15 protein-coding genes are annotated in these 17,421 nt (G+C 59.2%); 13 read left to right on the plus strand and 2 right to left on the minus strand.

What is annotated here, in order from left to right:
- From PA598K_RS38365 to PA598K_RS29940, 9 genes are all read left to right on the plus strand, one after another.
- Positions 1–516 (plus strand): alpha/beta hydrolase (locus PA598K_RS38365; RefSeq protein WP_260405681.1); only part of this gene is annotated, 516 nt, incomplete at its 5' end.
- Positions 517–526: 10 nt separating this feature from the next.
- The gene (locus PA598K_RS29905) at positions 527–1,378 is read left to right on the plus strand and encodes an alpha/beta hydrolase (protein WP_185602310.1); all 852 of its coding nucleotides are present in this window, start codon (positions 527–529) and stop codon (positions 1,376–1,378) included.
- Positions 1,379–1,414: 36 nt separating this feature from the next.
- Positions 1,415–2,914, plus strand: coding sequence for an ABC transporter substrate-binding protein (locus tag PA598K_RS29910; protein WP_128660447.1), 1,500 nt, complete (start codon positions 1,415–1,417; stop codon positions 2,912–2,914).
- A gap of 64 nt (positions 2,915–2,978) precedes the next feature.
- Positions 2,979–3,875, plus strand: a complete 897-nt coding sequence (locus PA598K_RS29915; protein ID WP_260405682.1) for an ABC transporter permease — start codon at positions 2,979–2,981, stop codon at positions 3,873–3,875.
- A gap of 48 nt (positions 3,876–3,923) precedes the next feature.
- Positions 3,924–4,799: a carbohydrate ABC transporter permease gene (locus PA598K_RS29920; RefSeq protein ID WP_128660448.1), complete on the plus strand. Its 876-nt coding sequence runs from the start codon at positions 3,924–3,926 to the stop codon at positions 4,797–4,799.
- Between the two features lie 212 nt (positions 4,800–5,011).
- Complete coding sequence (locus PA598K_RS29925) at positions 5,012–6,466, plus strand: hypothetical protein (RefSeq protein WP_128660449.1); 1,455 nt, start codon at positions 5,012–5,014, stop codon at positions 6,464–6,466.
- A 32-nt stretch (positions 6,467–6,498) separates the two neighbouring features.
- A complete protein-coding gene (locus PA598K_RS29930; RefSeq protein ID WP_185602311.1) occupies positions 6,499–7,170 on the plus strand; it encodes a GDSL-type esterase/lipase family protein in 672 nt (223 codons plus the stop codon).
- Positions 7,171–7,207: 37 nt separating this feature from the next.
- The gene (locus PA598K_RS29935; RefSeq protein ID WP_128660451.1) at positions 7,208–8,416 is read left to right on the plus strand and encodes an MFS transporter; all 1,209 of its coding nucleotides are present in this window, start codon (positions 7,208–7,210) and stop codon (positions 8,414–8,416) included.
- 135 nt (positions 8,417–8,551) lie between these two features.
- Positions 8,552–10,924 (plus strand): glycoside hydrolase family 95 protein, encoded by a 2,373-nt coding sequence (locus PA598K_RS29940; protein ID WP_128660452.1) that lies wholly within the window; start codon positions 8,552–8,554, stop codon positions 10,922–10,924.
- A 20-nt stretch (positions 10,925–10,944) separates the two neighbouring features.
- On the opposite strand, the gene PA598K_RS29945 is transcribed toward PA598K_RS29940, so the two are convergent.
- Both PA598K_RS29945 and PA598K_RS29950 read right to left on the minus strand, forming a co-directional pair.
- The gene (locus tag PA598K_RS29945) at positions 10,945–11,718 is read right to left on the minus strand and encodes an IucA/IucC family C-terminal-domain containing protein (protein WP_128660453.1); all 774 of its coding nucleotides are present in this window, start codon (positions 11,716–11,718) and stop codon (positions 10,945–10,947) included.
- The gene (locus PA598K_RS29950; RefSeq protein ID WP_128660454.1) at positions 11,708–13,669 is read right to left on the minus strand and encodes an AraC family transcriptional regulator; all 1,962 of its coding nucleotides are present in this window, start codon (positions 13,667–13,669) and stop codon (positions 11,708–11,710) included. The genes PA598K_RS29945 and PA598K_RS29950 overlap by 11 nt, the downstream gene beginning before the upstream one ends.
- A gap of 204 nt (positions 13,670–13,873) precedes the next feature.
- On the opposite strand from PA598K_RS29950, the gene PA598K_RS29955 reads away from it, so the two are divergent.
- The 4 genes from PA598K_RS29955 (at position 13,874) to PA598K_RS29970 (ending at position 17,415) form a co-directional block, all read left to right on the plus strand.
- Positions 13,874–14,785: a Gfo/Idh/MocA family protein gene (locus tag PA598K_RS29955; RefSeq protein WP_128660455.1), complete on the plus strand. Its 912-nt coding sequence runs from the start codon at positions 13,874–13,876 to the stop codon at positions 14,783–14,785.
- A 57-nt stretch (positions 14,786–14,842) separates the two neighbouring features.
- On the plus strand, positions 14,843–15,463 hold the full coding sequence (locus PA598K_RS29960; RefSeq protein WP_128660456.1) for a hypothetical protein: 621 nt from the start codon (positions 14,843–14,845) through the stop codon (positions 15,461–15,463).
- On the plus strand, positions 15,441–15,764 hold the full coding sequence (locus PA598K_RS29965) for a hypothetical protein (protein ID WP_128660457.1): 324 nt from the start codon (positions 15,441–15,443) through the stop codon (positions 15,762–15,764). Before PA598K_RS29960 ends, PA598K_RS29965 begins: the two co-directional genes overlap by 23 nt.
- A 418-nt stretch (positions 15,765–16,182) precedes the next feature.
- Positions 16,183–17,415, plus strand: a complete 1,233-nt coding sequence (locus tag PA598K_RS29970; protein ID WP_128660458.1) for a GAF domain-containing sensor histidine kinase — start codon at positions 16,183–16,185, stop codon at positions 17,413–17,415.
- Positions 17,416–17,421: the final 6 nt, after the last annotated feature.

Genomic DNA, 17,421 nt, shown 5'->3' on the forward strand with positions numbered 1-17,421 from the left:
GAGCTGCATGTTGACCCGACCCGGATCGCGGTCGGCGGCGGCAGCGCCGGAGGCGGACTGGCCGCTGCGCTGGCCTTGATGGCACGGGATCGCGGAGGTCCGGGCATCTGCTTCCAGATGCCGCTCTACCCGATGCTCGATCATCGCAACGAAGCGCCGTCGACCCGCGAGGAGCTGCACCCCGCCGTATGGAGCCGTCCCAACAATGGTGCGGCCTGGCAGATGTATCTCGGCACAGCCGATCCGAGTCATCCGTGGGCCTCGCCCGCGCGGGCAGAGGATCTGTCGGGACTGCCGCCTGCCTACCTGTGCGTGGGGCAACTGGATCTGTTCCGCGACGAGACGATCGAGTATGCCGCCCGTCTGATGCGCGAGGGCATCGATGTCGAGCTGCACGTCCACCCGGGGCTGTATCACGCCAGCGAGCTGTTCGTGCCGGATGCGGCGATCAGCCGACGCGTGCGTGCAGGCTATGTGGATGCGCTGGCGAGAGCTTTTGCCAAGACGGTCGAATAGGGGGGAGAGCATGGGAATCCTTAGATTCAACTTCCGCTCCGAGGTGCTCAGTCTGACGACCAATGTGACGGTCTGTTATCCGACCACGAGTCTGACGACGAACCTTGGTTATCGGGACCCGCTGCTGAAGCAAGAGCCCAAGCAGGCGTACAAACCGGGGATGAAGTTCCAGACCGTGTACCTGCTGCACGGCGGAGGCGAGGACGATTCGGTGCCTTACCGCTATACGCGACTGGAGCAATACGCCGAGCGCAACATGGTCATGACGGTCACGCCTTCGGTCAACGACAGCCTGTACACCAACACAAAATACGGCTTTCGTTATCTGGAGTACCTGACCGAGGAGCTGCCGCTGGTCATCCAGTCGCTGTTCGCCTCGGCGCCGGGCAGAGACAATACCTTCGTCGTCGGCCTGGCCATGGGCGGCAACGGGGCGCTTGGGCTAGGCGTGATCCGGCCGGATCTGTACAGGAGCGTCGTTGACCTGTCCGGCGGCATCGGGATGACGCTCGATCGCGAGGAATATCGCAAGAGTCTGCATTGGGGCTTCTCGCGGGTGCGCGATACGTTGCTTGGCGAAGACGAGTTCGAGGGCTCCGAGCATGACCTGTACGCCTGTGCGGAGCGCAATATCGCCGAAGGCAAGACGCTGCCGACGTTCCACATCGCCGTCGGCGAGGATGACTTCATCCGCGACCGGGTATTCAAGGACTACGCCGAGCTTCGGCGGCTCGGCTATCCAGTGCAATATGAGGAAGCGCCAGCGATGGGGCATGATTACGAGATGTGGGACGTGTATCTGAAGAAGACGCTGGATGAGTGGCTTCCGCTGCGAAGAGCGCCGATCTACGACCGTCCATAAGCATATAACCAACCAACTCCAAGGGGGAAGACAAGCATGTGGAAAAAAAGCATGGGCATCGGGTTGACAGTAGTATTGGCAGCAGGTCTGTTGGCGGCATGCGGCAAGGATAATGCGGGCGAGAAGCCGGCGGCGGAGGGTACGAAGGGCGAGGAGCCGTATACGGTTAATTTCGCTTATCATGCGCCGAAGGAAGGCAACCAGGCGGAAGTCAACGCGCTGATCAATGAGCTGACGATGCGAGATCTGAACATGAAGGTCAATCTGATGCCGATTACGTGGGACACGTACAACTCCAAAATGCCGATGATGCTGGCGGCCCAGGAGCCGATCGACATTTCGTTCGTCTTTGCCTTCAGCCTGCCAAGCTTCATCGACCAAGGCTATATCGTCGACGCGTCCGACTACATGGAGCAGACGAAGGATCTGCAGGAGGTGCTCGGCGAGGACTTGCAGGGCGGCTATATCGGCGATATGCTGGCAGGTTTCCCGATGATGAACGTGCGCGCCACGCCATCTGGCATTTTCGTCCGCAAGGACATCTTCGAGGAGCTGGGCTACAAGGCTTCGGACTTCAATATTACGACCGACGACATGTCCACCTTCGGCCAGCTGACCGAGATGTTCGCCAAGGTCAAGGAGAAGTATCCCGACATGACGCCGTTCAACGGCTACCGTACGTTCGGGCTGAACACGATCACGTATATCGACGGCGTCGGCGATCAGTTCGGCGTACTCGAAAACTACGGCCAGACAGACAAAATTACGAACTGGTACGAATCCGATCAATTCAAGCAATTTGCGCTCCTCAACCGCGAATGGTTCGAGAAGGGCTACTCGTCGAAGGACATCGCCGTCGACAAGGAGCTGGGCCAGGCCAAGATGAAAGCGGGCAAAACGTTCGCCTTCTTCGCCTCCTACGGCGCGAACGCGCTCACCGACGTCAAATCGCAAACCGGCTATGATACGGTGCTGATCCCGGTGTCGCACAAGATGAAATCGACGACGGCCGTCAATGGCGCGCTGAACGTCGTGCTGAACACATCGGCCAACAAGGAAAAGGCGTTTGAATTCCTGAACTGGGCTTACACGAACAAAGAATTCAATGACTTGCTCAACTGGGGCGTTCCCGGCAAGGACTGGGTCGTCAATGACCAGGGCCAGGCGGATTATCCGGAGGGCGTGACGGTGTCGACTGTCAACTACCACAACGACTTCGGCTTCATCTATCCGAACCAGTATCTGATGACGCCATGGAGCGGCAGCCCGGCCGACATCTGGGAGAAGTACAAGGCGTTCAGCGACGACGCGCTCGTCTCCAAAGCGTACGGCTTCACCTTTGACTCCTCGACAGTAGCAGCGGAGCAATCCCAGCTGGCAGGCGTGCTGGCCAAATACGAAAATGCGCTTTCGTTTGGCGCGGTTGACATCGAGCCGACGTTGAAAAAATTCAACGACGAGCTGTACGCCGCAGGTCTGCAGGCGGTCATGGACGAAAAACAGCGTCAGCTCGACGAATGGATGGCCAGCAAGTAATAACCATGCGCCGGGGGCTGCGTCAGCAGCCTTCGGCCACTAGTGACGAAGGGAACGGATGGGGATGAGAAAACTTAAGCCGTATATGCCGCTCTATGTCATGATGATCCCGTGCGCGCTATATCTGCTGATCAACAACTATGTGCCGATGGCTGGCATAATCGCCGCCTTCAAGTCATTCAAGGCGACCGAAGGGCTGCTGGGCAGTCCATGGGTAGGCTGGCGCAACTTCGAATATTTGTTCAAGTCCAACGATATGATGATCATCATCCGTAATACCCTGCTCTACAATGTGGCTTTTATACTGGTCAACAATGTGATTGGCATTATTATTGCGATTATGATTACGAACGTCAAAAGCAAGCGATACCAGAAGTTTTATCAAAGCTCGGTGCTGCTGCCGTTTACGATGTCGATGGTCGTCATCAGCTATGTCGTGTTTGCGTTCCTCAGCCAGCAGAACGGCATGCTGAACAACAGCATCCTCCAGAGCAATCCAATCCAGTGGTACAACGATCCGACCTGGTGGCCGCTTATCCTGACGCTGGTGCAATGCTGGAAGTATGTCGGCTACGGCATCCTGATCTACATTGCGGGCATCTCGGTCATTGACAAATCGTTGTACGAAGCCGCCGCCATCGATGGAGCCGGCACCTGGAAGCAGATTACGCGGATTACGCTTCCTTCGCTTATGCCGGCGATTATTACGCTGTTTTTGCTGAGCATCGGCAGGATTTGCTACTCCGACTTTGGACTGTTCTACTTGATCCCGCAAAATTCCGGTCCGTTGTTCAACGTGACCGCAACGATAGACACGTACGTCTATAGCGCCTTGATGTCTCCAGGAGGCATCGGACGCTCTGCTGCAACGGGTCTGATGCAGGCCGTGGTCGGCTTCGTCCTCGTGCTGGGGGCCAATGGCCTCGTCCGCAAGTTAAGCTCAAGGGACGCGATGTTCTAGGTCTGTCTGACACGACCTTAATCCCGGGCAGAGAAAGGATAAACGGTGATGATCGACAACAAGATTCAACAAGTGATCATGAACGTCATACTGATGCTAGTCGCGATTGCGATGATCGCTCCCCTGCTGCTGCTGTTCCTCTCCTCCATTACGGATGAGAAGACGCTGGTAGCCAACGGCTATTCGTTTTTTCCGGAGACGCTGAGCATCGGAGCCTACACCTATATTGCCGATAACTCAGAGATGATCTTCAGCGCCTACGGCATTACGATCATCGTGACGCTGATCGGTACGACGATCGGGCTGCTCATTACGGCGATGATGAGCTTTGCGCTGTCGGTAAGAGGCTTGCCGGGCACCGGCGTCATCAGCTTCCTGGTATTCTTCACGATGCTGTTCAACGGCGGTCTGGTGCCGTCCTACATCATGTGGACGAGCCTCGGCGTCGTCAATTCGATCTGGGCTTACGTCTTCCCGTTCTTGTTGACCAACGCCTTCAACATTATTTTGATCCGCTCTTATTTTGCGACCAATATTCCTAATGAGATCTACGAGTCGGCCAAGATGGACGGCGCTGGCTATTACCGGATTTTCGCGACGATGGTGCTGCCGCTCGGCAAGCCGATCCTGGTGACGATCGGCCTGTTCACCGGGCTGAACTACTGGAATGACTGGCAGAACGGCCTCTACTTCATCACGCAGCCGGACATGCTCAGCATTCAGGCGCTGCTCAACAAGATGAACCAGAACATCCAGGCCGTCATCTCGTATACGAGCGTCAGCTCCAGCTCGGCGGCGTCGATCCCGCATGTATCGATTCGGATGGCGATCGCCTTTGTCGCGATCCTGCCGATCCTGGCGATGTACCCGTTCCTGCAGAAGTACTTTGCCAGCGGCATCATGGGCGGTGCGGTGAAGGGGTGACGAACACCCTGAACCAGACCGCCCTCAAAAGGCCGAAGAGGCACGGGATCGAATCTGTAGAAGCGAAGCGTTCGCCTTTGTCCCCGGATTTCAACCGCGATGCGGTGAAGATAAAGAAATCTGGGGACAACAGCGATCGGAAGATCGATCCCGTGACCGTAGGCACTATTTTGAGGGCGGTCTGAACCACAGGAGGGAGAGGAACAACAAACATGAAAGGAACAATCAAGCTGCTGCCTGGCGAGCCCAATGAGGCCAACCGGGACTATCTGCCCGAGGCGATCAAGGGCTCGACGATGGTCGTCAACGAGAATGGCAACAACTCGCACCCTTATCCCGAGCGACTCCGCGAGTACAGCGAGACGGTCGTCGGAGAGGCGGCATCGACCTGGTACGAATATATCCCCGCCTCCTATGACGGCTCCAGGCCGGTACCGCTCGTCGTCTCGCTGCATGGCGGCCTGATGACAGGCTGGGGGCAGGCGATCTATACGTCGTGGACGCATATCGCGGACCGCGAAGGGTTCATCGTGCTGTTCCCCAATGCGAGCGAGCGCAAGGTATGGATGGTCGAGTGCGAGGAGAAGACGCTCGAGATTATCGGCAAGCCGAACCCCGAAGGCTTCTACCTCCATCGAGCGCCGGAGGACCCGGCGGACAATCACGACATGCAGGTCATCCTGGCGCTGATCGAGCGGATGGAGCGCACCTATGCGATCGATGCGAGCCTTATCTTCATCCACGGCATGTCGATGGGCGACATTATGGCGGGCCAGATGCTGCGGCACTATAGCGAGCGTTTCGCCGCCGGCTCCGGCTCGGCCGGCATGACCTGGCCCGAGGTGCTGTGGGATGCGGCGGGCGAGCCGCGCTGTCAACCGTCCCCCGTGTCAGTGATGCAGTCGCGGATGGAGCATGACGAGATCCCGTTCCATGACGGCGAGACCGGGATGTTCATCCGCTCCAACCGGGAGTTCTGGAAGCGGGCCAATGGCTGCCGGTCACTGCCGCGGCTGCGGATCGTCGGCGAGAACAACCTGGCGTTCTATACCGGCGAGCAGGCCGACTTCGTCTACCATGAGGTCAAGAACCGCGATCATGGCCAGACCTTCGACGACGCCGAGCTGGTGTGGCAGCATTTGTTCGCCAAGGTGGTCGGAGGAGAGGCTAACAGCCCGGAAGCGCAAGGCGACGCCTGGTCGGTGGCGCTTGCGGCGGGCAGTCGCAAGGCATACGTCCATCAACGGCTGGTCGAGATGAGCGGACCGGCGTTCCTGCACCATAAGCTGAAGTACCACGGTATGAATGGAGACTCGATCATCCGCGGCTCTTATCTGATGACGCCGGTGTCGTTTGTCGCCGAGCTGCTCGGCGGACAGGTGACCGAGACGTACGAGGGACGGTCGGCGGAGCTGACGCTGCCGGATGGCCGCACCTTCCAGATCGCCCAGGGCAGCATCGGCTGCGTCGTCGACAACCGAGTGGAGTCGATGCTGTGCGAAGCCATCTATCGGGACGGCGAGCTCTACCTGCCGATCCAGTGGCTGATGTGTCGTCATCTCGGCCGTCTTGCCTCCGCTTGCGGGGACGTGCTCTATATTACCGATCATTACGCCGAGCTGTCGCTGTATATGGCGGAGTTGATCCAGGAAGAGATATTGCGTTAATCCATGCTGTAATGGAAGGAAGGGAGAGCCATATGAGAGAGACATCATCGATTCCCGATCCCCGGGAGATAGAAAAAATGAAGCGGCTGGGCGATTTTCTGAAAGCCCGCAAGCTGGCCGATTATATCGAGCTCAATCGTCACGCCGAGCCCGGCGGCATCGTATTCGCAGGGGATTCCATTACCGAGGGCTTCCCTGTCCATGAGCTGCTGCGCCCAGGCAAGCGGCTGTACAACCGGGGCATCGGCGGAGACACGACGACGGGGCTGTTGCACAATATCCGGCATCTGATCCTCGACTTGCAGCCGGCCCAACTGTTCCTGATGATCGGCACCAACGATCTGGGCGAGGGCGAGTCGCCGGAGGCGATCGCGGCGCGCATCCGGGACATCTGCGAGGCGGTGCGGCAGAGCTTGCCTCGGGCCGAGATCGTACTGCTATCGCTCTATCCGGTCAACCGCGATGCCGAGCCCGACCTGCCGTTCCCGGTCGTCGGCAGCCGGACGGGCGAGGCGATCCTCGAGATCAATGAGCGACTCCGGCAGATCGCGGACGAGCTGAAGCTGGACTATGCGGATATTCATGCCTTGCTGACCGACGAGACAGGCAAGCTTGAGGCCTCCTATACTTACGATGGCCTGCATCTCCATGCGCGCGGCTACGAGGTTGTGAGGTCAGATATTCAGCGCAGATTGCTGTCATGATGTCGGCAGCAACGCTCGGAACCAGGGGTAGCCGCCTATGTCCGAACTGAATGTGACCCCGACCGAGACGAAGACTTCGCCTTCCATTTGGAATCGTGCCTTTGTCAGCATCTTTATGATCAACGTCGCCTTGAATATGGCGCAATTCATGATGAATACGCTCATCCCGAACTATGCGGAGCATCTGGGCGCGACGGCGGTCATGGTCGGCATGGTGTCTAGCATGTTTGCGGTGACGGCGCTGGGCATCCGGCCTGTCGTCGGCCCGGCCACCGGTTTTTTTCGCAGCAATCGGCTATTGGCGGTGGCAATCGGTATTATCTGCGTCGCTTTTCTATTCTACAGCATCGCTGACTCGATCGAGATGATCATCGCGGGACGGCTGCTGCATGGCATCGGCATGGGCTTCCTGGCCCCCTTGTCGCTGGCGCTGGCCAGCGATGCCCTGCCGAGCGACAAGATTGCCTCGGGCATCGGTATTTTCTCGCTCGGGCAAGCAGTCGCCACGGCGATCGGTCCGTCGCTTGGGCTGGAGCTGGTATACGCCTTCGGCTATTCGTTTACGTTTCTGGTCGGTGCGGTCATTATGGTCGTCGTGCTGTTTATGGCTTTGCGTCTGCGGAGCCCGGCTCCTGATCGGTCGGCAGGGTTCAAGCTGACGCTGAACAATTTTTACGCACGGGAGGTTCTCGTCCCTGCCGTTATGATGTTTTTTCTGGCCGGCGCTTATTCCTGTATCAATTCCTTTATCCTGATCTATGGCAAGCTCAACGGCGTCCAGAATATTGGCCTGTTCTTCACCGCTTACGCCGTCTGCGTGCTGTTCTCGCGGCCGTTCAGCGGCAAGCTGGCGGACAAGTACGGGCTCGACAAGATGCTCATCCCCGGCATTCTGGTGTTCGCCGTTTCGTTTATCTTGATCAGCTATGCCCGCACCTTGCCGATGTTCCTGCTCGCCGGGGCCGTGTCTGCCTTTGGCTACGGGATCTGCCAGCCGATCATCCAGACGCTGTGCATGAAGCTGGTCGACAAGGAACGGCGCGGCGTCGCCGGCAACACGACCTATATCGGCGTCGATCTCGGCTACCTGCTGACACCGACGCTGGCCGGCGCGATCGTCACGTATGTGCATCACGGGAACGGCAGCATGATCAGCGGCTATTCCGTCATGTTCCAGGTGATGACGATTCCGATCCTGATCTCGTTAGTTGTTTTTCTGGCGAAGAAGCGCAAGCTTGGCTTGTAGCTTCTTCGTCTCTTTTTCATGTTCGTAACAAAATGCTATCGTTCGTAATTTCGTTGCGGCGTAATCCCGTTATAATAGAGGCTGAGTCATTCAGATTCTCTTACAAGCGACAATTCATAGGGGGTTAATGCTGCGATGAGCATCCGGTTCGGCAAACCAGCAGTGTATTGGACGGAAGCGCTTCCTGTCGGCAACGGCAGACTCGGGGCGATGGTATTCGGAGGCGTCGAGAGCGAACGCATCCAGTTGAACGAAGATTCGCTATGGTCGGGCAGCGCCAAGGATTGGAACAATCCGCAGGCCAAGGCGGCGCTGCCGAAGATCAGGGAGGCGCTGGCGAGAGAGGACTACGCGGCGGCGGACGCGCTCGGCAAGGAGATGATGGGCCCCTACACCCAGTCGTATCTGCCGCTCGCCGATCTGCAGCTGGTCATGGAGCATGGCAACAAATACCGCGATTACAACCGCTCGCTGGATCTATCTACGGGTATCGCGAGCACGACATATCGCGTCGGCGATACGCAATATACGCGGGAGGTGCTGGCCTCGCATCCGCAACAGACGATCGCGGTGCGACTGACGACGAGCGAGCCGGGCCGACTGAGTCTGCGCGCGCATCTGGGCTCGTTGTTGCGCAGCGAGGGTGTGGCTGGGGAGGGCTACTATGCGATCGATGGCATCGCGCCCGAGCAGGTGTGGCCGAGTTATTGCGACAAGGACGAGCCGATCGTCTATGGCGAGACGGAGACGAGCACGGCGCTGCGCTTCCATGCGCGAGTGACCGTCCGTACGCAGGGCGGTACGGTGACATCGACGCATGACGGGCTACAGATCCGGGACGCCGATGAGGTGCTGCTGCTCGTCACTGCCGCCACGACGTTCGACGCGGCGCGCAGCGTCAACGATCCCGAGCGACGGCCATCGGATATCGCCGGCGAGGTCGCCGCAGCGGTCGCCCGGGTCGACTACGATACGCTGAAGGCGGCCCATGTGGCCGATCACCAGGCGCTATACGACCGGGTCGCGCTCCAGCTCGGCGAGAGCCCGGCCGCTCCTGATATGGACACGGACCGGCGGATCGCCGAGTACGGCAGCGACGATCCGGCGCTGGTGGCGCTCCTCTTCAACTACGGGCGTTACCTGATGATCGCCTCCTCGCGGCCCGGCACGCAGCCGGCCAACCTGCAGGGCATCTGGAACGAGGAGACGCGCGCTCCGTGGAGCAGCAACTATACGCTCAACATCAACGCGCAGATGAACTATTGGCCAGCCGAGAGCTGCAATATGGCCGAGCTGCACGAGCCGATGCTGCGCTTCATCGAGCGGCTGGCCGTCAACGGACGCCGCACGGCGGAGGTCAACTACGGGGCACGCGGTTGGGTCGCGCATCACAACTCGGATCTGTGGGCGCAGACGGCGCCGGTCGGCGACTATGGCGACGGCGACCCGGTGTGGGCGTTTTGGCCGATGGCCGCGCCGTGGCTGTCGCAGCATATGTGGGAGCATTACCTGTATAGCGGCGATCGTACGTACCTGGGCGAGCGGGCGTATCCGATCATGAAGGGGGCGGCGCAGTTCTGCCTCGACTGGCTCTATGAGGACAGCGAGGGCCGACTGGTGTCGGGCCCGTCGACCTCGCCGGAGCATAAGTTCGTCGTCGATGGCAGGCGCTATGCTGTAGATCTGGCGTCGACGATGGACCTGGCGCTGATCGCCGAGCTGTTCGATAACTGCGTCGCTGCAGCAGAGATCCTCGGCGAGGATACGTCCTTGGTTGAGGAGCTGAAGGCGGCGCGGCGCAAGCTGTATCCGTTCCAGGTCGGCCAGCACGGCCAACTGCAGGAGTGGCATCGGGACTTTGAGGAGCAGGATGTGCATCATCGTCATGTATCGCATCTGATCGGCGTCTATCCGGGGCGGCTGTTCACGGCCGAGTCGACGCCGGAGCTGTTCGCGGCGGCGCGCCAATCGCTCGAGCGCAGGGGCGACGAGGGGACGGGCTGGAGCCTGGGCTGGAAGGTCGGACTGTGGGCCCGCTTTGGCGACGGCAACCGCGCCGAGCGGCTGCTCGCCAATATGCTGCGGCTCGTCCGCAGCGATCAGCGCAACAACGAGCGTGGCGGCGTCTACGCCAATCTGTTCGACGCGCACCCGCCGTTCCAGATCGACGGCAATTTCGCCGCTACCGCAGGCATCGCAGAGATGCTGCTGCAGTCGCATCAGGGGTACCTTGAGCTGCTGCCGGCGCTGCCGGACAAGTGGACGGGCGGCTCGGTGCGCGGCTTGCGCGCCCGGGGCGGCTACGAGGTCGAGCTGCGCTGGCAGGGCGGCCGTCTGAGTGAGGCCTATGTGACCTCGCAGCAGGCTCAGACCTGCGCTGTCCGAGCCTCCGCCGCCTTGGCGAGTATCGAGCAGGCGGGATCGGAGACAGCCTGGACCAGCGCTGAGGACGGGCTGTTCCGCTTCGAGGCGCAGGCGGGTGTGAGGTACGTGCTGCGCTTCCAATAGGCCAAAAAGCCGACGCGGCGTTAGCTCTGCGTCGGCTTTGGGCATTTGCGGCAATACTCGTCGGACATCTCGTAATAAAAGCAGCAGGTGAGCCGCTCGGCGCTGCCTGCAGCGGCCAGACCGCCGCAGTCCGCCTGAGGTACGAAGCGGGCGAATGGATGACGTCGCTCGCCGAACAGCTCGGGGGCAGCGTCTGCGAGCAGATAGGCGGCATCCGTCCGGCGGCGAGCCGGAGCTTCGTCGAAGTCCTCGGTCAGCAGCGGGGCGATGCGGACGTAGATATTCTCCCACAGCATCGCCCGCGGCGTCTGCGATACGGCTGCCAGCGACTGCAGCAGCGGCGTCAGGTGACTGCGGAACAGCTCGCGCAGCCAGCTCTCTCGCCAGGCCGCCCGGCCTGCGGGGCCGGGCGAGACGACCTGCAGTCCCGTCAGCGCGAGATCGGGGAAGGTCGTCCGGCCCGGCTCTGCGGCCGGGTCGGGCGTGACGAGCAGACATTGGCTCGGCTCAGGCAGCAGCGCCTTGTCGTAGGCGGTCATCGCATAGACCGATGGAGCGATCAACAGGTAGCCGTAACGCTTGGCGAGCATCGACGCCGCGACCCGGAGCGATGGAGCGCCGATGTACTCGGCCAGCCAACCGAGATAGTCGGCGCACAGGCGCGGATGCAGCAGCTCGCTAATCGTGATCTGACGGATCAGCGGCCGCGATGCGTCGTGCATCGCGAGGCCATAGTCATCGGCTAGCTCCTGCCACTGTGCCGGGGTCAGCGCCTGGTCCGCATTAGGCCTCATCCAACAGCAGCTCCGCGATCTCGTCGACGATCAGATTGATCGCGATCGGGCCGTAGTAGGCGATCCACTGTGTCGTGTCGACGGTGTAGACATGGCCTTGCTGGACGGCCTTTTGCGCCTTCCAGATGTCGGTGTTGATGACGCTGTCGACGTCCTCCTGGAACATCACGTTGGCCAGCATGAAGTAGTGGTCGGCGTTGATATCCGGCAGCACCTCCATGGAGATCTGATACGTGTCGTCTTGACCCTCCATCGCAGGCGGCAGCTTCAGACCCAGATCGTTGTAGAGGATCGCGCCTGTACGGTGAGCAGGCGGGTGGACGCGGATGCCGCCGTCGCGCGGACGGATCAGCGCGACCGTCTCGTCGCCGAGCTTCTCGGCGAACTTCTGGCGCAGCTCGGCCGTCTTGGTCTCATAGGCGGTCAGGAGGCTCTGCGCTTCCTCATCCTTCTCCATGATCTTGCCGAGCGTCACCAGCGTATCCCGCCAGTCCTCGTCAAAGTCGAGCATAAGCGTCGGCGCGATCTGACTGAACTGCTCGTAAAATTGCTCCTGGAAGCCGGTGCAGAGGATCAGGTCCGGGTCCATCTCCAGGATTGCTTCCATGTTTGGTTCGTCCCGCGTGCCCAGTACCTTAACATCGGTCATCTTGTCCATCAGATAAGCTGGGAAGTCCTTGTCGTCGCCAGCCGAGGTGACGCTGCCGATCGGCTTCTCGTCAAGCGCGACGAGCTGGTCGGCGAATTTGTTGTCGAGTACGACGATGCGGGTCGGCTTCTGCTCGAGCGTGAAGTCGCCCTTCAGATCCTTGATCGTCAGCGGATAGTTGCTCTGTGCTTGATCGGCGGCGTTGTTGCCTGTATTTTGCGTAGCCGCCGGAGGCGTCGTGTTGCCGCCCTGATTGGCTGTGCCTGTCCCCGCGCCGTTATTGGAGCATGCGCCGATGATCAACATGACGCTCAGCAATAGACTAACAGCAAGTGTCCCCTTTGTTCTTTTAAGCAATGGTGTCTCTCCTCCGTTTATGTAGTGATAATGATTTTCATCATCAGTTACACTATACGGAAGAACGCCTTCCGCTCCAATGGAGAGGGGCGACATCTGTAATGGATTTCTGCGACATTCGGTGCGGTACTGGGCAGGCGAGAGACTCGTATGCTTCTTGAAGGCGCGGCTGAAGTAATAGCTGTCCGCATAGCCAACAGCCTCGGCGATCTCGCGAATCGGCGCGTTGGTCGTGCGCAGCAGATGCTCGGCCTGCTGCATGCGAACCTGATTGACGTACTCCATCGGACCGGTACGCAGTCTGGCCTTGAACTGCCGCTGCAGCTGTCTGGTCCCGTATTGCAGATGCGATGCCAGCTCCTGGAGCGTGATCGGCTCGGCATATCGCTCCTCGATATAGAGCATCGCCTGACGGACGGGATCGGTCCGGAGCGGGCCCAGCTCGCCGAGCTCGTGCAGCTGCTTGAGCAGCTCGTAGATCCACTGGTGGAAGAGGCCGCGTACGTGGAAGCGCTCGAGCGGCGTCCGCAGCTGCCACTGGCGGTACATCTCCTCCATGCGGATCTGCAGCTGCAGCGGTCGGGGCGGCGCGAGCGCATACCGCGCGCCGAACGGGTCGATCTCCCGCTGCATCCGCAGCAGCTCCCGACGTGCAGGCGCGACCAGCGCAGCCTTGTAGTACAGCAGGTAGAAGGAAGTCGTCTGCTGCGCTCCGTCGATCGTCAGAGCGGCCCCCTTGCCCGCATGGCAGACATAGCCAGCCGTTGCCGGATGCGCGCGGCCGTCGATCGCGACCGAAGCCTCGCCGCTGGCGAGCAGCAGGAATGCGCTGGCCGGCAGACGAGACAGCCGCAGCCGGTCCCCGGGTCCGATCGCATCGCGGCGGATATCCAGCACCCGGATCGCGCTATGCTGCCATAGCGGCAGTTGATCAAGTACGCTCACGCATCTCACCTTCCATGACGGTTGTTATCTATCGCTGATTATAGCAGCATCGCCCTGGACTGAAAAGTCAGCGCAAGGCGATTTGCCGCCGCCATCTTGTGGAAAAGACGCGCGCTGCGGCAAGCGCTGCGCGAAATCGTCCGAAAATAGACGGCTGCAGGGGCGCGTGTTACCCTATGAGACAAAGAGAGGAGCAGGATCGATATGACGATACGAATAGGGATGATCGGCCTGGACACCTCGCATGTCCAGATCTTCACCGAGATGCTGCACAACCCCGAACATCCGCATCATATTCCAGGGGCGCGCGTGACGGCTGCCTATCCAGGCGGATCGCCAGACTTCCCGCTCAGCATCGGCAGGGTAGCGGGCTATACGCGCATGCTGGTCGAGGCTGGCGCGACGATCGTGGACAGTCCGGCGGAGGTGGCGGCGCAGGTCGATGCGATCATGCTGGAGTCGGCGGACGGGCGCGTTCATCTGGAGCAATTTCGCCAGATCGCGCCTCTATGCAAACGGGTGTTCATCGACAAGCCGTTCGCGACGAGCCTCCAGGAGGCCGAGATGATCGCAGGGCTGGCGGCAGCGCACGGGGTGACGCTGATGAGCAGCTCGTCGCTGCGTTATGCCCAGGGGCTAGAGGAGCTGCTGGCCATCGAGGACGAGGGCGAGATCGATGGCGTCGACGGACTCTGTCCGCTGCCGCTGGAGGAGACGCAGCCTGGACTGTTCTGGTACGGCATCCACGGCGTCGAGATGCTCTACCGCTTGCTGGGCCCAGGCTGCGTGAGCGTGCAGGCGACGAGGAGCGGATTGCACGAGGTGATCGCGGGCGTGTGGCGAGACGGCCGGATCGGCACGCTGCGCGGCGAGCGGGCAGGCCTCGGCCGCTTCGGCGTCACGGTGCATCGGCGGCAGCGCAGCCGCTTCGCCGACCTGAGCGCGCAGCCCAAGCCGTATTATGCGAGTCTGCTGGAGCAAGTAATGACGATGTTCCGGACGGGCGTCGCCGTGCTGCCGATTGAGGAGACGCTGGAGATTGTTCGTTTCATCGAAGCGGCCAATCGCTCCCGCGAGAGCGGTGCGGCAGTGCGGATGGAGGAGATCGGCTTTTGAAGTATGTTTAGAGGGAAAGATCCCACGCCATTGCATAGAGATAGGAGAGCTGCACATATGAGCGAGCATACATCCGTTTTTGTGACCAAGATCCGCTTCGAGGACCAATTGAAGAGGCTCGGTATTTCTGCGTTTCGTCGGCTGAACGAAGAGTGGCTTGTATTTATGGGGCCTGTTGAGGAAAGAGAGCAGGAGATGATCGAGCTTTCAAAAGAGCTGCCGATACTGTATATTACGCATGCGGAGGATTATGGCTGGGGATATATGCTGTGGGCGAACGGCGAACTGAAAGCAGAGTTCGAATACTCCTACATGCTTTCTGAAGAAGCGCTAATGGACGTGCTGGAATCAGAGTATCCGGATGCCGATCCACAGGAGCTTCTCTATGGCGATGCAGGGGATCGGGCCGAGGCGGTGAATGAGCTGATTGGCCAGTTCTACAGTGGCGGCGCGTACGAGAAGCTGTTGCGAGAGACTTTCAAGACGGCTAATTTTGATGCGCTGGCTGTTCTCGACTTGGAAGAGGAGCGGATAGAGGCTCTCAAGGCAACTATAACCTATCAGGGCCAAGAGATGATCGAAACGGAGCTGGTGGAGAACTTCCTGGCGATTGTGAATCTGAAGGAACTGTCTTGGTTTGAAGGTCAGGTCATAGATGCGAATGAACGAAGCCTTTGAGTTTTTCGTCGAGTACGTGCTCATTTGGTTGGTTCTTGGGTTAATTCTTTTCTTGGCTTTGACCCCTTTTCAACGACTAAAACAGTACTATGTTCAGGTGTTCAAATGGTTCAGATTGGCAGCTCTAGTGGTTCTAGTTGTGCTTTTCATATATCTGCTGATGAACTTTGGGAACGTCTATGAACGCGTCAAGGCAGACCCGCTTACTTTGATCTTGCCGGTAGCTGTATCGGTTCTTGGCTATACGATTCAGAAGATATATGAGCGGTTTAAGCGAGAGGAAGAAAAAGAGGATGCATAGACGCCCAAAGGAACATCTATCACCTTATATTACTCATTTCGGCGGTTTTGGAGGGTTGAAGGAACATGGGTAACCTTATGTGTGACAAAAACGCTCAAAACCGGGAGAGACTGGCCGATTAAGGTTACCTATGTTCCTAATGTTAGCCGAAACGGTGATGTGAGGCCGAATAACGACATCTATGTTCCTATGGAGCGTCGTTCCCCTCGGATGGCATGCCACACGTGCGGCGTTCCCTCGCGTCGCTGTCACCTCGCGTGGCGTTTATATGGATCGGCGTTCTCTGGTTGCGTCTCCCCCGCAAGGAGTTCCTTTACATATTACGTCGCTTGAGGAAGCGCATCAGTCTACAGTAAGACAAGGAACACACGGTATGCTATACTGAGTGCATCTTACAAACATAAGGGAGGCATAGGTTGTGCTCATAACCGGGTATATCGATGTGCTGTCGATTGTTTCGCATAAAGTATATGACGCTGCAGCTCATCTAATGGAGACAGCCAGTCGTCTAATCCCTGCCAATACATTTTGTATCGCCAATTTCGATCCTCACAATACGAAGGTCATCAAGGCGTTCAACCGCGACAAGGTGATGCTGAACGAGGGACTGGTCGTGGCTAACCCGGAGTCCTACTGCGCTCTCGTCTCCCGTCATGCTGAGGGTCCGTTAGTGATCGATAATAATTTGACTCACCCGCTGACCAAAGACATGGATGCTACCCAGTTCGTCGGCGGGTGTTCTTTTCTTGGCGTGCCGATCCTTGATGCGAAAGGCGAGAAGTACGGGTCTTTGTGCGCATTTGACCACGAGTACTACCAGTTTACCGACAAAGATATCGACCTGATGGTGTCGCTCTCGGAGTTTTTTACCCGGTTGCTTGAGATGGATGATGCGCTGGAGCAGCTGCGTGCCTCCGAGGAGAAGACCGCCAAGCAGATGGAGGAGAAGGCCAATCTGCTGGCTGTCCTCAGCCATGAGATCCGCACGCCGATGAACGGTATCATCGGTATGACCAGTCTACTCCAGGCGACAGAGCTGACCGAGGAGCAGCGCGGCTACACCGAGGTGATCGAGCTGAGCGGCTCCTCGTTGCTGTCGATGATGGATCAGATCCTCGCCTACTCGCGCAATGAAGCGGAGTCGATCGAGCTATCCGATCATCCGTTCCGACTTAGCGAGGTCGTCAACTATATCCACACGCTGTTTACTCATGAGGCTGCTCGTAAAGGGCTCCTCTTCACCTCTCGCCTGGATCATGATCATGAACTGGTCGGCGATAGCAACAAGCTCCGTCAGATTCTGATCAACCTGATCGGCAACGCCTTGAAATTCACTGATGAGGGCGGCGTGGACGTGACGGTGCGCGCGGAGATGGGCATTGACGATATCGTCGTCATTACTTGCGAGGTGAGGGACACCGGGATCGGCATTCCGGTGGAGCGGCAGGAGCTGCTGTTCCGCTCGTTCTCGCAGGTTCATGATGAGAAGGGCACCGGCAAATACAGCGGCGCCGGTCTCGGGTTGTCGATCTGCAAGCAACTGGCCGAACGGATGAACGGCGATGTATGGCTCGTCGATTCGAGGCCGCAGTGCGGCAGTTGCTTCGCCTGCCAGATCGTCGTCAGACAGCAACAGACGGCCACCGCTTGATCTTCA

The sequence above is a fragment of the Paenibacillus sp. 598K genome (assembly GCF_003851045.1).
Taxonomy (GTDB): domain Bacteria; phylum Bacillota; class Bacilli; order Paenibacillales; family Paenibacillaceae; genus Paenibacillus_D.

What these genes read in the sequence shown, in the direction of transcription:
- PA598K_RS29930 (WP_185602311.1), top strand. Translation starts at nt 6,499, where the DNA reads ATGAGAGAGACATCATCGATTCCCGATCCCCGGGAGATAGAAAAAATG.
- PA598K_RS29915 (WP_260405682.1), top strand. Translation starts at nt 2,979, where the DNA reads ATGAGAAAACTTAAGCCGTATATGCCGCTCTATGTCATGATGATCCCG.
- PA598K_RS29920 (WP_128660448.1), top strand. Translation starts at nt 3,924, where the DNA reads ATGATCGACAACAAGATTCAACAAGTGATCATGAACGTCATACTGATG.
- PA598K_RS29905 (WP_185602310.1), top strand. Translation starts at nt 527, where the DNA reads ATGGGAATCCTTAGATTCAACTTCCGCTCCGAGGTGCTCAGTCTGACG.
- PA598K_RS29965 (WP_128660457.1), top strand. Translation starts at nt 15,441, where the DNA reads ATGCGAATGAACGAAGCCTTTGAGTTTTTCGTCGAGTACGTGCTCATT.
- PA598K_RS29935 (WP_128660451.1), top strand. Translation starts at nt 7,208, where the DNA reads ATGTCCGAACTGAATGTGACCCCGACCGAGACGAAGACTTCGCCTTCC.
- PA598K_RS29910 (WP_128660447.1), top strand. Translation starts at nt 1,415, where the DNA reads ATGTGGAAAAAAAGCATGGGCATCGGGTTGACAGTAGTATTGGCAGCA.
- PA598K_RS29960 (WP_128660456.1), top strand. Translation starts at nt 14,843, where the DNA reads ATGAGCGAGCATACATCCGTTTTTGTGACCAAGATCCGCTTCGAGGAC.
- PA598K_RS29955 (WP_128660455.1), top strand. Translation starts at nt 13,874, where the DNA reads ATGACGATACGAATAGGGATGATCGGCCTGGACACCTCGCATGTCCAG.
- PA598K_RS29940 (WP_128660452.1), top strand. Translation starts at nt 8,552, where the DNA reads ATGAGCATCCGGTTCGGCAAACCAGCAGTGTATTGGACGGAAGCGCTT.
- PA598K_RS29925 (WP_128660449.1), top strand. Translation starts at nt 5,012, where the DNA reads ATGAAAGGAACAATCAAGCTGCTGCCTGGCGAGCCCAATGAGGCCAAC.
- PA598K_RS29945 (WP_128660453.1), bottom strand. Translation starts at nt 11,718, where the DNA reads ATGAGGCCTAATGCGGACCAGGCGCTGACCCCGGCACAGTGGCAGGAG.